We start from the raw sequence: 12971 nt of genomic DNA, 5'->3' as shown, positions 1-12971 counted from the left end.
CCTCTGCCTGGCTTACAAGGGCTCGATGTTGTCGTGCATGGACAAGGGTTCGTGGTTATCCCGGTTGGCCAGGAAGTGCGGCCGTGCGTCGTGCCCGCAGAACGGCTTTTCCAGCGTGTTGTCCACGCTGTTGTAGACAAAGAACAGGTTCGAGCGGGGCCATGGTGAGAGGTTCTTGTTGGACGCGTGCAGGGTGTTGCATTCGAACAGCAGCAGTGAACCCGGCGGGCCCTTGGGCGCCTGAATACCGCCCTGATTGACCAGGTCGCGCAGGTTCTGCTGGCTGGGCACGCCCACTCGCTGGCTCTTCAACGAGTCCTTCCAGTTATCCTCCGGCGTGGCACCGTGGCAAGGCACGAAGTAGTGGTGCGAACCGGGGATCAGCATCAGCGGCCCGTTGAACTCGTTGTTGTCGGTGAGCATGATCGAAGCGCTTACCGCGCGCATGCGTGGCATGCCGTCCTCGGAGTGCCAGGTTTCGAAATCGGAATGCCAGTTGAAGCCGCTGCCCTGGAAACCGAACTTGTCGTTGATGCGCGACTGATGAATGTAGACGTCGCCGCCCAGTAGCTGACGCACCATGCCCAGGATGCGTGGGTCCCGTGTCAGTTCATCGAAATGCCGGGACAGCTCGTGCATGGCGAATACCGAGCGGATATCGCCGGATTCCGGGTCGGTGATCACCTGGTCGGACTTCACCAGATCCGTGTCCTTGGCGATCTCCTTGAGTTCATCGAAGAACGGGCGCACCCGCTCCTGGGAGAAAAAGCCTTCGAACCACAGAAAGCCGTCGCGCTCGTAGCGGGACAGGGCTTCCTCGCCCAGGGGGCCGTTCCAGCGGTCCTGGTTGCGGGCGTGAATCACCGGGTCCAGCCGGGTGAACCGTTTCTGGTCCTGTTCCATTCGTGTGGGGAAAAGGTCTTCGCTGGTCATGCTGTGCTCCTCCTCGCGAGAATCCATTTTCGACTTGAGGGACTGCCACGGCGTGACCGGCGCGGAAACCGGATCGCGGCGGGCATCAGGGGCGATTGTGCATACCAGGACGGGGGGCTTCAGCCCTCTTCAATAGTTCTTTACAGCGCTGATGTAAAAGGTGGCGGAATGCCGCCCAGTCGCTCCTACATCAATATCGGGCATACGGCGGAAACAAAAAAAAGCCCGGCGCGAGGCCGGGCTTTTTCGAGGTCGGTGGGAGGGTCCCTTAACTGGCTTGCGCCACCGGGATCTTCACCGTGTCCGCTACCTGCTGATACTCCTCCATGCGGTCGAAGTTCATGTAGCGGTAGATCTCACCGGCCATGGAGTCGATGGTGTTGGCGTACTCCATGTACTCCTCGGCGGTGGGCAGCTTGCCGAGCACCGCGGCGATCGCCGCCAGCTCCGCGGACGCCAGATAAACGAAGGCGCCCTGGCCCAGACGGTTGGGGAAGTTCCGGGTCGAGGTGGACACCGCGGTGGACTTGGGCGCGATCCGTGCCTGGTTACCCATGCACAGGGAGCAGCCCGGCATCTCGGTGCGCGCGCCGGCGCGGCCGTAGATGTTGTAGTAGCCCTCTTCGGTGAGCTGGTGCTGGTCCATCTTGGTCGGCGGCGCCACCCACAGGCGGGTGGTCAAACCGTCTACTTTTTCCAGCAGTTTGCCGGCGGCGCGGAAGTGACCGATGTTGGTCATGCAGGAGCCGATGAACACTTCGTCGATCTTGGCGCCAGCCACGTCGGACAGGGTCTTGGCGTCGTCCGGGTCGTTCGGGCAGCACAGTACCGGCTCCTTGATCTGATCCATGTCGATCTCGATCACGGTGTGGTACTCCGCGTCGGCGTCGGCACGCATCAGGCTCGGGTTCTTCAGCCACTCTTCCATGCCCTGGATACGGCGCTCCAGGGTACGGGCATCACCGTAGCCGTTGGCGATCATCCACTTGAGCAGGGTGATGTTGGACTTCAGGTATTCCGCCACGCTGTCCTCGGACAGGGTGATGGTGCAGCCGGCGGCGGAACGCTCGGCGGAGGCGTCGGACAGCTCGAAGGCCTGCTCCACGGTGAGGTCTTCCAGACCCTCGATTTCCAGCACCCGGCCGGAGAACACGTTTTTCTTGCCGGCTTTCTCGACGGTCAGATGACCTTCCTTGATCGCCTGCAGCGGAATCGCGTGCACCAGATCCCGCAGGGTGATGCCGGGCTGGCGCTTGCCTTTGAAGCGCACCAGCACGGATTCCGGCATGTCCAGCGGCATCACGCCGGTGGCGGCGGCGAAGGCCACCAGGCCGGAGCCCGCCGGGAAGGAAATGCCCATCGGGAAACGGGTGTGGGAGTCGCCGCCGGTGCCGACGGTGTCGGGCAGCAGCATGCGGTTCAGCCAGGAGTGGATGATGCCGTCACCCGGGCGCAGGGACACGCCGCCCCGATTCATGATGAAGTCGGGCAGGGTGTGCTGGGTTTCCACGTCCACCGGTTTCGGATAGGCGGCGGTGTGGCAGAACGACTGCATCACCAGGTCGGCCTGGAAGCCCAGGCACGCCAGATCCTTCAGTTCGTCGCGGGTCATCGGGCCGGTGGTGTCCTGGGAACCCACGGTGGTCATCTTCGGCTCGCAGTACATGCCCGGGCGCACGCCCTCCATGCCGCAGGCCTTGCCGACCATCTTCTGGGCCAGGGTAAAGCCGGCATTGGAGTCGCCGGGCTGCTCGGGTTTGCGGAACAGCTCGGACTCGCCCAGACCCAGGGCGGCGCGGGCCTTGGTGGTCAGGCCGCGACCGATGATCAGGTTGATACGGCCGCCGGCGCGTACTTCGTCCAGCAGTACCTGGGAACGCAGCTCGAACTCGGCGATCACTTCACCGTCTTTCTCCACCCGGCCTTCGAACGGGTAGATGTCGATGACATCGCCGGTTTCCATTTTTTCCACGTCACACTCGAACGGCAGCGCGCCGGAGTCTTCCATGGTGTTGAAGAAGATGGGCGCGATCTTGCCGCCGATGCAGACGCCGCCGGCGCGCTTGTTGGGCACGTAGGGGATGTCGTCGCCAAAGTGCCAGAGCACGGAGTTGGTGGCGGATTTACGGCTGGAGCCGGTGCCCACCACGTCGCCCACGTAGGCCACCGGATGGCCTTTCTTCTTGAGCTCGTCCATCTGCTTGAGCGGACCGATCTCGCCGTCCTTCTCGGGGAAGATGCCTTCGCGAGCGTTCTTCAGCATGGCGTTGGCGTGCAGCGGGATGTCCGGGCGGCTCCAGGCGTCCTGGGCCGGGGACAGGTCGTCGGTGTTGGTTTCGCCGGAGACCTTGAACACGGTGACGGTGAATTTCTCGGACAGGTCCTTGCGCTGGGTGAACCATTCACCCTCGGCCCAGGACTCGATCACTTCCTTGGCCTTGGTGTTGCCGGCTTTCATTTTGTCTTCCACGTCGTGGAAGGCATCGAACACCAGCAGGGTGTGCTTGAGTTCCTTGGCGGCCACTTCGGCCAGTTCCTCGTCGTCGAGCAGCTCGATCAGCGGTGCCACGTTGTAGCCACCCTGCATGGTGCCCAGCAGTTCGGTGGCGCGCTTGCGGTCGATCAGAGGGGAGCTGGCTTCGCCTTTGACGATGGCGGACAGGAAGGCGGCCTTGACGTAGGCGGCCTGGTCAACACCCGGCGGAACGCGATTGACGAACAGGTCCTGGATGAACTCCTCTTCACCGGCGGGCGGATTCTTCAGCAGCTCCACCAGTTCGGCGGTTTGCTGTTCGTCCAGCGGTTTCGGGGGGACGCCCTCGGCGGCGCGTTCCTCGACATGTTTGCGATAGGCTTCTAGCACAGCGAATCCCTCGTTTCGTCTGACTGATTTCTTTTGGAAATCAGTTGGTTGGGGTATGTCTGGGGGTTGGAATTGCGCGCGGAGTATAGCGGAAACGCCATCAACTGTTAAATAGAACCGGCCCTGTGGCCATTCATGGCGTGAATACTCGCAATCACCGGTTCTGTTGGTGCCGTGATCAATAGGGCAGGGTGCCGCCGGGGGGCTGCCGGCGGAAGCGTTTGTAGCTCCACAAGTACTGGGCGGGCTCTTCCTTGATCAGCGTCTCGATGGACCGGTTCATGGCGGTCAGGGCGTAATCCAGGTCGTCATCGTGGACGCCCTCGTCGGCGGGGCGTACGCGGATTTCGAAGCCACCGTCGCCGGGCAGGCGCCGCGCCCAGGCCATGAACACCCGGGCGCCGGTCTGCTTGATCAGCTTGCAACTCAGGGTGCCGGTGTGCGCCGGCTGGCCGAAGAACGGCGCGAAGCGGCCGCTGCGCCGGTCCGGTACCTGGTCGGGCAGAATCGCGGTGAGCGCGCCCTGGCGCATGGCGCGCACCAGCCCCGCCACGCCCCGGGCGGTGGCCGGGTACATGGTGGTACCGAAATGCTCACGGCCTTCCTTGATCAGTTCGTCCACCTCCGGCAGGCCGGACGGCGCGAACATGGCGTGCAGGCCGAACTCCCGGGCCAGCCAGAAATTCAGCACCTCCCAGCAACCCAGATGGGGCGCCAGAATCAGCACCGGCTCGCCGTTGGCCACCGCCTGGCGCAGCGGGCCGTCGCCGTCCTCCGCCACCACCCGGTCCAGGCCGTCCTGCGGGCGGTGCCAGAAACGCGCGATCTCGAAGGTGTTCTTGATGCTTTCCGCCAGCGACGCCCGGGCCAGCGCTTCGTGGTCCGGGTGATCGGGCAGGCACAGCTTCAGATTGATGCGCGTGATGCGCCGTGCCTCGGTGGGCAGCACGGCCAGCAGCCGGCCCAGGCCGGTGGCCAGGGCCCGGTTCAGGCCGAAAGGCAACAGACCCAGCAGGCGCAGCGCGCCGGCGGCGGCGCGGCCCTTGAGGGTCTGGATGGCGGGGTGTGTTCGTCGTCCCATGGGGCGCGATTATATCGTCGCGCTCCCCGAACGCCAGGGGGCCGCCCCCGGCGCTGTTTCGTATCCGTCGGTGATCACCCGGTTTCCGGATGGTGAACCGGCGCCGAGCGACTCCCCTTATTAGGGAGTATCCGCGTCGACGGGCCTCGGTCAGCATCGGAGCACCGTGAACAACACGCTGAAACGATGGAAGAGGGGAAACAACTATGAATTGGCTTGGAAGCAAACAGCGCGCCGGTATGCCGGCACTGATCGGGCTATGCGCCCTGGTGATCGCCGGCTGCGGCGGTGGTGGTGGTAGCGGAGGAGGAGGCACCGATCCTGGCACCGGCGGTGGTGATCCGGGCGGCGGTCCCGGTCCCAACGGCTTCACTCTGAGCTCCAACAGCCCGATGGACGGCGCCGAGCAGAAGGCGGATTACCCGGTGGTGGCGGTGTTCTCAGCCCCGGTGGACCCGGCCAGCGTGGACGCCCAAAGCTTTTCCGTGACCGCCGGCGTCAACGAAGTGACTGGTTCCTTCCATTACAGTGAGGACGGCTCGGTGGTCATCTTTATTCCGGACGCCGACCTGGTGGACGGGCAGAGCTACACCGTGAGGCTGGACGGCATCACCGACAGCAGCGGCGAGACCCTGGCGGACGCCCGTTCCTGGGACTTCACCGCCCGGGCGGTGGCGGACTACGACTGCGCCGTGGGCGCGCCCCCGGCCAGCCTCAATCTGAACAGCGAGCAGCAGGCTTATTATTCCAAGTACGCCGACGCCAACGGGCTGCCGGTGCTGGGCGGCGATCAGGTATCGTCGGCGGCGCTGTGGCACGCCTGCGAGACCATCCTGGGCATGATGAGCCTGCGTCAGGATCTGCTCGCGCAAATGATCGACAACGGCACCCTGGCGGCGGTCAGCGCCGACGGCGAGGGCATCACGCAAATCCCCGCCTACTCCGACCTGGACACCGTGTTCCCCATTGACGGCGGCACCTGGGACGAGCGCGCCCGGGGCGGCCTGGGCGCCACCAAGGCACGCCCGGTGACCAGTGGCACCGAGGAAAACGTGCTCTGCTACGCCGGCGACCCTTACCAGGCCAACGGCGCGCACGAAGACATTTTTCTCCATGAATTCGCCCATTCCGTGGACGTGATGGCCCTGCGCGATCTGAATCCGGCCTTCGGCACCGCCTTGGCGGCGGCCTACCAGAACGCCCTGGACAACGGCCTGTTCGAGAACACCTACGCGGCGGAGAACGTGGAGGAGTACTGGGCCGAGGGCGTGCAAAGCTGGTTCAACAGCAACCTGGAATCGGATCCGCCCAATGGGCTGCACAACAGCATCAACACCCGGGACGAGCTGGAAAGCCATGACCCGGCTCTGTACGCGCTGATTTCGCGGATCTTCCCCACCGACTACGATGGTGGCTGCCCCCCGACCTGACCGCCATGGCCGCCGTGCCCCGGCGCGGCGGCCCGCTGACCCGGGCTGGTTTTGTGCCGGCGGGCTTGTAGAATGGCGCCGTCTTTCTCGAGGTGGCCATGACTGACATAACCCCGCTGCGCGACTTCCTGCCGTGCCCGACGCCGGACGCCTGGATTGGCTGGGCGTTGGCGCACCCGGATATCCTGTTGATCGACCATGCCCACTGCGAGAAGAAGGCGGCGTCCACGGCTTTGAACCTGATGTTTCGCTACGTGGACCGTCCGGAATTGTTGGACAACCTGAGCCAACTGGCCCGCGAGGAGCTGCTGCATTTCGAGCAGGTGGTGGGCATGATGCGCGAGCGCGGTGTCACCTATGATCATCTGTCACCGTCGCGTTACGCTCAGGGCCTGCGCCGCCATGCGCGTACCTCGGAACCGGGCCGGCTGGTGGATACCCTGATCATCGGCGCGCTGATCGAGGCGCGCTCCTGCGAACGGTTCGCCGCCCTGGCGCCCCATGTGGATGCGGAACTGGGTCGCTATTACCGTTACCTGCTGAAAAGCGAATCCCGCCATTTCGAGGATTATCTGCGCCTGGCCCGTCTCTACGCGGACGGTCCCATTGATGAGCGTCTGGTGTTCTTCAAGGAGAAGGAGAGAGCGCTGATCGAGGAACCGGACGAGGCGTTCCGGTTTCATTCCGGCGTCCCGGCGTAGTCAGGGTCGCGGTCGTCCGACCGCGATCCCTCACTCAGTGGGGGCGCTGATCTCCCAGCTTTCCAGCCGGAGGCCGTCGCCGTCGGCGACGATCCACCAGGCCAGCCTGCCCCAGTCGCCGAGCACCCAGCGGCGACCACGGGCGCCGTCGCCCAGGTCCACGTCGTGCACCGCCGGGCGGTGGGTGTGGCCGTGGATCAGCTCGGTGACGCCGGCCTCGTTCATCACCCGCGCCACCTCGGAGGGTGTCACGTCCATGATGTTCTCGGCCTTGTTGGCGTTGTTGCTCTTGCTCTGCATGCGCATGCCCTGGGCCAGGGCGCGGCGTTCTTCCAGGGGCTTGGCGAGCATCATTTGCTGCCACTGGGGGTTGCGGGCCATGGCGCGGAACTGCTGGTAGGCCTGGTCCTCGGTGCACAGGCTGTCGCCGTGCATCAGCAGCGCCCGGGTGCCGTGCAGGTCCACCACCGTGCCCTCGTCGAGCAGGGTGCCGCCACAGTCGGCGGCGAAGCGCTCGCCGAGCAGGAAGTCCCGGTTGCCATGCATGAAGAACAGCTCGGAGCCGGCGTCGGCGAAGGCGCGGAAGGCGGCGATGGCCTGGCGGTTGAAGGCGCTGTCGTCATCGTCGCCAATCCATGCCTCGAACAGGTCGCCGAGCACATAGAGGCGCTCGGCATGGCCCGCCTGCCCGGCCAGCAGGCGCTCCAGTTCCGCCAGGTGGGCCGGGCGTTCCGGGTCCAGGTGCAGGTCGGAGATCAGCAGGCTGTAAGTCATTGCTCGGCGTTGTCGTCTTGCTGGGGGTTGGCGTCGTCATTGTCGGTGTTCAGGCGGCGGGCCTTCTCGATCACCACCGGGGTGCGCGGCACGTCCCGGACCCGGGGGCCACCGGCGATCTGGCCGCTGCCAGTGGCTACCGTGGCGATGCGTTCCACCGTGTCCATGCCGTCCACTACCTTGCCGAACACCGCGTAGCCCCAGCCACGGGGTGTTTTGCCGGTGTGGTCCAGGCTGCGGTTGCGGACCAGGTTGATGAAGAACTGGGCGGTGGCGGAATGCGGGTCGCCGGTGCGTGCCATGGCGATGGTGCCGCGTTCGTTACGCAGGCCGCTGTCCGCTTCATTGTGGATCGGTGCCCGGGTGTCCTTCTGCTTGAGGTCGGCGTCGAAGCCGCCGCCCTGGATCATGAAGCCGTTGATCACCCGGTGGAACACGGTGCCCTCATAGAAGCCGTCGTCCACGTAACGCAGAAAGTTGGCCACCGTCTCCGGCGCCGCCTTCGGGTACAGTTCCAGCACGATGTCGCCCTGGTTGGTGGTCAGCTCCACCCGCGGGTTGGCGGCCAGGGTCAGGCCCGGAAGCAGCAGCAGGGCGGCGAGCAGGGCGCGCACCTTCATTCTTCCAGCACCTCGGCGGATTCGATCAGCACGTCCTCCCGGGGCACGTCCTGGTGGAACCCTTTATTGCCGGTGTCCACGGCCTTGATGCGGTTGACCGTTTCCATGCCTTCCACCACCCGGCCGAACACGGCGTAACCCCAGCCGTCCGGGGAGCGGGCCTGGTCCAGGAAGTGGTTGTCGGCGACGTTGATGAAGAACTGGGCGGTGGCGGAGTGCGGGTCGCTGGTGCGCGCCATGGCGATGGTGCCCGCCTCGTTGGAGAGCCCGTTGCCGGCTTCGTTCTCGATCGGTTCGCGGGTCGGCTTCTGGCTCATGTCCGGGGTGAAGCCGCCCCCCTGGATCATGAAATTGCTGATCACGCGGTGGAAAACGGTGCCGTCGTAGTGGCCGTCCTTGACGTATTGAATGAAGTTCTCGGTGGTGGCCGGGGCGCGTTCGGCGTCCAGTTCCAGCAGGATCTTTCCGTAGGTGGTGGTCAACAGCACTTTCATGGGGTCTCCGGGTCCTGGGAGTCTTTGACTGTAGGGGGGCGCACTGTACACTAGCGCACCCCGTATTTCAGCCGTAGGCGGCTCAATGAGTGAAGCAAAAGCGCCCAGCAATTTTATCAGACAGATCATCGATCGTGACCTGGCCGAAGGAAAAAACGATGGCCGTGTAGTGACCCGGTTCCCACCGGAACCCAACGGTTATTTGCATATCGGTCACGCCAAGTCCATCTGCCTGAATTTCGGCATCGCCGAAAGCTACGGCGGTGCCTGCCACCTGCGCTTCGACGATACCAACCCGGAGAAGGAAGAGGACGAGTACATCCAGTCCATCCAGCGGGACGTGGAGTGGCTGGGTTTCGAGTGGACCGGGCCGGTGCGCTTCGCCAGCGGCTATTTCGACCAGTTGCACGATTACGCCCTGCAACTGATCGATAAGGGGCTGGCCTATGTGGACACCCAATCGCCGGAGAAAATCGCCGAAATGCGCGGCAATTTCACCACCCCCGGTCAGGACAGCCCCTACCGGGACCGGTCCGTGGAAGAAAATCGGGCATTGTTCGCGCGCATGCGCGCCGGCGAGTTCGACGAGGGCGAGGCGGTGCTCCGGGCCCGCATCGACATGGGCAGCCCGAACCTGAATCTGCGCGACCCGATTCTCTACCGGATACGCAAGAAGGCGCACCACCAGACCGGTGACAAGTGGGTGATCTACCCGATGTACGACTTCACCCATCCGCTGTCGGACGCCATAGAAGGCATTACCCACAGTCTTTGTACCCTGGAGTTCGAAGACCACCGTCCGCTGTACGACTGGCTGATCGAGAACGTGGATGTGCCGGCGCGGCCGCGCCAGTACGAATTCGCCCGGCTCAACCTGAACTTCACCGTCACCAGCAAGCGCCGCCTCAAGCTGCTGGTGGACGAAGGCCACGTGGACGGCTGGGACGACCCGCGCATGCCCACGCTCAGCGGTCTGCGCCGGCGCGGCTACACACCGGCGGCGATCCGCAACTTCTGCGAGAACCTGGGGGTCAGCCGCGCCGATTCGGTGATCGACATGAGCGTGCTGGAGGAGACGGTGCGTGACGATCTCAACCAGCACGCACCGCGGGCCTTCTGCGTGCTCAACCCGCTCAAGCTGGTGATCGAAAACTGGCCGGAGGACCAGGAGGAGTGGCTGCAGGCGCCGCTGCATCCCCAGAACGAGGCCATGGGCCATCGCGAGATGCCCCTGACCCGGGAGGTGTACATCGATCGCGAGGACTTCCGCGAGGAGGCCAACAAGAAATACAAGCGGCTGGTGCTTGGTGACCGGGTGCGGCTGCGCTATGGCTATGTGGTACGCGCCGAATCGGTGGTGCGCGACGACGCCGGCGGGATCGTCGAGGTACGCTGCAGCTATGATCCGGACACCCTCGGCAAGAATCCGGAGAACGACGAAGGGCAGGGCAAGATGCGCGGCGTGATCCACTGGGTCAGCGCCCGCCACGGCCTGCCCTGCAAGGTGCGCCTGTACGACCGCCTGTTCCAGGTGGCCAATCCGGCCCGGGTGGCGGAGGGTGAATCCTTCCTCGATCACCTCAACCCGGAGTCCCTGCGGGTGCTGGAAGGTTGCGTGGTGGAGCCGCGCCTGGATGGCGTGCCGGCGGAGACCCGCTACCAGTTCGAGCGCGAAGGTTATTTCTGCGTGGATCGCGATAGCAACGCGGACGGCCTGGTGTTCAACCGCACCGTGGGCTTGCGGGAATCTTGGCCCCGGGAAGCCTGATCCCCGCCTTCGTCCGTCAGGCCGGGGCGCGGGAGTGGCGGTTCAGTCTGCGCACCTTCGCCGCCGGCATGACGGCGCTGTACATCGCCCTGTCCCTGGGGCTGGATGAGCCCAAGTGGTCCCTGATGACGGTTTATATTGTCGCCCAGCCCCTGGGTGGCATGGCCGTGGCCAAGGGGCTTTATCGCCTGCTGGGGACTCTGGGTGGGGCCCTGGTGGCGGTGGGCCTGGTGGCCTGGCTCAATCCCCAGCCAACGCTGTTCTTCGTGGCGCTGGTGCTGTGGCTCGGGGTGTGCACCTTCTGCGCCAGCCTGCTGCGTAATTTCCGCGCCTACGCCTTCGTGCTGGCCGGTTACAGCGCCCTGATCGTCGGTGTGCCGGCGGTAATGACCCCGGACCAGACGTTTTCCCTGGCGGTGGCCCGGGTTACCGAGATCGGCCTGGGCATCGTCTGTGTCAGCCTGCTCAGCGTGTTGGTGTGGCCGCGCTCCGCCGGAGGCGCTTACCTGCAGAGCAGCCGCGCGCAGTTGATCGCACTGATCCGGCTGGTGGCCGATACCGCCGCCGGTGAGTTGGACCGGGATCAATTGCGGGCCCGCCGGCAGGCCCTGATCGCCGACGGCATGGCGCTGGAGAACCTGCGCGAACACGCCCTGTTCGATTCCCCGCGACTGCGCAACCGCGCCGGCCTGTGCCGCCGCCTGGGCCATGAGATGCTGGCGATGATCTCCTCGGTGGGGCCGCTGCACGCCTACGTGAACCGCTACGCGCAACGGCACCACCATCCCCTCGTCACCGCGCTGCTGGCGGACATCGCCGCCCTTGATCCGGAGGCGCCGCCGGAGGCCCTGCGCGACACGCTGCATGGCCTGTACGTGCGCGCCCGGACCCTGGCGCGGGAACTGCGTGGCGGCCAGCGTGACAACAACGACGAGCGCTTCTATTCCCTGCAACTGGCGTTGGAGCACAGCGCCGAGCTGTGCGACCGGCTGCGCTCCAGCGTGGCGCTGTTCGCCATGCTCACCGACCGGGCGCCGCTGGTGCAGTGGCGCGGCGGCACCTCGCGGCCCCATCTGGACCCGTCCCAGGCCTGGCGCAACGGCGTGCGCGCCGCCCTGGCGTTGAGTGGCGCCCTGGCGTTCTGGTACTGGAGCGCCTCGCCCCAGGGCGCCGGTGTGGCGATCCAGGTGGGGGTGATCTGCGCGCTGTTCGCCACCCGCGACAATCCACTGGCGGCGGTGCGTGGCTTTATCAAAGGGGCGGCCCTGGCGGCGGCGCTGGCCACGCTGTACCGGTTGGTACTGCTGCCTGGCAGTGATGGCTTCGCGGAATTGGTGCTTTGGCTGGCGCCGGTCTATGTGCTGGCCGGGCTGGCCATGGCGCGCCCGGCCACGGCGGGCATCGGTATTCCGGTGACGATCTTTTTCCCGCTGTTGCTGGACCTGTCGCCGCTGCAGAATTTCGACGCGCTACCGCTTTTCAACAACGTGCTCTCTCTGGGTATGGGCATGGTCCTGGCGGTGCTGGCATTCATGCTGGTGTGGCCCGGCGACACCCCCGCCGAGGCCCGTCAACGGCTGTGTCGGGATCTTTGCCGTACCCTGGGACGCTGGCCGATCCGTCGCCGCTGGCCGCGCCATCGTCTGGAACGCCAGCTCTATGACCGTATCGGTCTGCTGTTGCCAAACCTGAATCCGGACAACCCGGAGGACGGCGACCTGCTGCGCGGGGCTCTGGCGGCGGTCACCCTCGGGCTCGGGCTGCTGTATCTGAACATGCTCTGCCGGCGCGGGTTGCCCGGTGATGAGACGCTGGCCATCACCCGCCTGATCCGCGACACCCAAAGGGTGCTGCGCGACGGCGACGAGGACCGCTGGCTGGCGCTTACCGCCCAGGCGGACACGGTGCTGCGCCGCTGCCAGCGCGCCTACGGCCCGGAGCTGGACCCCGGTGAGCGTCGTCGGCTGGTGCGCTCGGTTGTGCGCTTGCGCCTGCAGATCAGTATTATCCGTCGCTATGCCGGCTTTTTCCTGGCCGGCTCCGCGGATCGGCCCTGGCGGGGCCTGAGGAACCAGGATGTTGTATGAAATCGATCTGGGCGGCGTGCTGCTGCCGCCCCTGTTGCCGGTGCTGGTGCTGGCGCTGCTGCTGTTCTGGCCGGTCAACCGGCTGATCGGAAGGGTCGACGGCTATCGCTGGTTCTGGCATCCGGCCCTGGCCGGCCTGTGTGTGTTCCTGGTGCTGTGCGCGGTGGCGCTGGCGCTGTTTATGTTCGGGAGTGCTTTACTGTGGGAAGGGTCTTGATGA

The 12971-nt window shown here is 65.4% G+C and carries 11 protein-coding genes; 5 read left to right on the top strand and 6 right to left on the bottom strand.

The genetic code is table 11. From position 1 onward, the window contains the following. Positions 1 to 12 precede the first annotated feature (12 nt). The 3 genes from thpD to JF515_RS00420 all read right to left on the bottom strand — a co-directional run bounded on the left by thpD (position 13) and on the right by JF515_RS00420 (position 4877). Positions 13 to 933, bottom strand: coding sequence for an ectoine hydroxylase (gene thpD / locus JF515_RS00430; protein ID WP_203099834.1), 921 nt, complete (start codon positions 931 to 933; stop codon positions 13 to 15). 268 nt (positions 934 to 1201) lie between these two features. Beyond that, on the bottom strand, positions 1202 to 3796 hold the full coding sequence (gene acnB / locus JF515_RS00425; protein ID WP_203099832.1) for a bifunctional aconitate hydratase 2/2-methylisocitrate dehydratase: 2595 nt from the start codon (positions 3794 to 3796) through the stop codon (positions 1202 to 1204). A gap of 178 nt (positions 3797 to 3974) precedes the next feature. Continuing rightward, the gene (locus tag JF515_RS00420; RefSeq protein WP_203099830.1) at positions 3975 to 4877 is read right to left on the bottom strand and encodes a lysophospholipid acyltransferase family protein; all 903 of its coding nucleotides are present in this window, start codon (positions 4875 to 4877) and stop codon (positions 3975 to 3977) included. A gap of 206 nt (positions 4878 to 5083) precedes the next feature. Here JF515_RS00420 and JF515_RS00415 point away from each other — a divergent pair, with 206 nt between their 5' ends. Beyond that, entirely contained in the window at positions 5084 to 6307 is a 1224-nt protein-coding gene (locus tag JF515_RS00415; protein ID WP_203099828.1) for an Ig-like domain-containing protein, read from the top strand. Between the two features lie 98 nt (positions 6308 to 6405). Continuing rightward, positions 6406 to 7008 carry a tRNA-(ms[2]io[6]A)-hydroxylase gene (locus tag JF515_RS00410; RefSeq protein WP_203099826.1) on the top strand — a complete coding sequence of 201 codons (603 nt, stop codon included), beginning with the start codon at positions 6406 to 6408 and terminating at the stop codon, positions 7006 to 7008. Positions 7009 to 7038: 30 nt separating this feature from the next. Here the strand turns inward: JF515_RS00410 and JF515_RS00405 are convergent, their stop codons facing one another. From JF515_RS00405 to JF515_RS00395, 3 genes are read right to left on the bottom strand one after another with little or no spacing between them, the layout of a single operon-like run. Continuing rightward, on the bottom strand, positions 7039 to 7782 hold the full coding sequence (locus JF515_RS00405) for a UDP-2,3-diacylglucosamine diphosphatase (protein WP_203099824.1): 744 nt from the start codon (positions 7780 to 7782) through the stop codon (positions 7039 to 7041). Next, complete coding sequence (locus JF515_RS00400) at positions 7779 to 8396, bottom strand: peptidylprolyl isomerase (protein WP_425305597.1); 618 nt, start codon at positions 8394 to 8396, stop codon at positions 7779 to 7781. Before JF515_RS00400 ends, JF515_RS00405 begins: the two co-directional genes overlap by 4 nt. 2 nt (positions 8397 to 8398) lie before the next feature. Then, positions 8399 to 8896, bottom strand: coding sequence for a peptidylprolyl isomerase (locus JF515_RS00395; RefSeq protein ID WP_203099820.1), 498 nt, complete (start codon positions 8894 to 8896; stop codon positions 8399 to 8401). Between the two features lie 85 nt (positions 8897 to 8981). On the opposite strand from JF515_RS00395, the gene JF515_RS00390 reads away from it, so the two are divergent. Genes JF515_RS00390 through JF515_RS00380 form a run of 3 tightly spaced genes read left to right on the top strand, consistent with a single transcriptional unit; the run spans position 8982 to position 12968 of the window. Continuing rightward, positions 8982 to 10664, top strand: a complete 1683-nt coding sequence (locus JF515_RS00390) for a glutamine--tRNA ligase/YqeY domain fusion protein (protein WP_203099819.1) — start codon at positions 8982 to 8984, stop codon at positions 10662 to 10664. After that, complete coding sequence (locus JF515_RS00385; protein ID WP_203099817.1) at positions 10646 to 12751, top strand: FUSC family protein; 2106 nt, start codon at positions 10646 to 10648, stop codon at positions 12749 to 12751. Before JF515_RS00390 ends, JF515_RS00385 begins: the two co-directional genes overlap by 19 nt. Then, the gene (locus JF515_RS00380) at positions 12741 to 12968 is read left to right on the top strand and encodes a DUF1656 domain-containing protein (RefSeq protein WP_203099815.1); all 228 of its coding nucleotides are present in this window, start codon (positions 12741 to 12743) and stop codon (positions 12966 to 12968) included. Before JF515_RS00385 ends, JF515_RS00380 begins: the two co-directional genes overlap by 11 nt. The last annotated feature ends 3 nt before the right edge of the window (positions 12969 to 12971 follow it).

It is taken from the genome of Alloalcanivorax marinus, assembly GCF_016785095.1.
Lineage (GTDB): Bacteria > Pseudomonadota > Gammaproteobacteria > Pseudomonadales > Alcanivoracaceae > Alloalcanivorax > Alloalcanivorax marinus_A.
Note: the sequence above shows the minus strand (reverse complement) of the source record. Positions and strands in the feature narration are given on the sequence as shown.

Bases quoted from the DNA above. Each gene is read 5' to 3' on its own strand.
- thpD (WP_203099834.1), bottom strand. From the start codon at position 933: ATGACCAGCGAAGACCTTTTCCCCACACGAATGGAACAGGACCAGAAA.
- JF515_RS00420 (WP_203099830.1), bottom strand. From the start codon at position 4,877: ATGGGACGACGAACACACCCCGCCATCCAGACCCTCAAGGGCCGCGCC.
- JF515_RS00415 (WP_203099828.1), top strand. From the start codon at position 5,084: ATGAATTGGCTTGGAAGCAAACAGCGCGCCGGTATGCCGGCACTGATC.
- JF515_RS00410 (WP_203099826.1), top strand. From the start codon at position 6,406: ATGACTGACATAACCCCGCTGCGCGACTTCCTGCCGTGCCCGACGCCG.
- JF515_RS00405 (WP_203099824.1), bottom strand. From the start codon at position 7,782: ATGACTTACAGCCTGCTGATCTCCGACCTGCACCTGGACCCGGAACGC.
- JF515_RS00395 (WP_203099820.1), bottom strand. From the start codon at position 8,896: ATGAAAGTGCTGTTGACCACCACCTACGGAAAGATCCTGCTGGAACTG.
- JF515_RS00390 (WP_203099819.1), top strand. From the start codon at position 8,982: ATGAGTGAAGCAAAAGCGCCCAGCAATTTTATCAGACAGATCATCGAT.
- JF515_RS00380 (WP_203099815.1), top strand. From the start codon at position 12,741: ATGTTGTATGAAATCGATCTGGGCGGCGTGCTGCTGCCGCCCCTGTTG.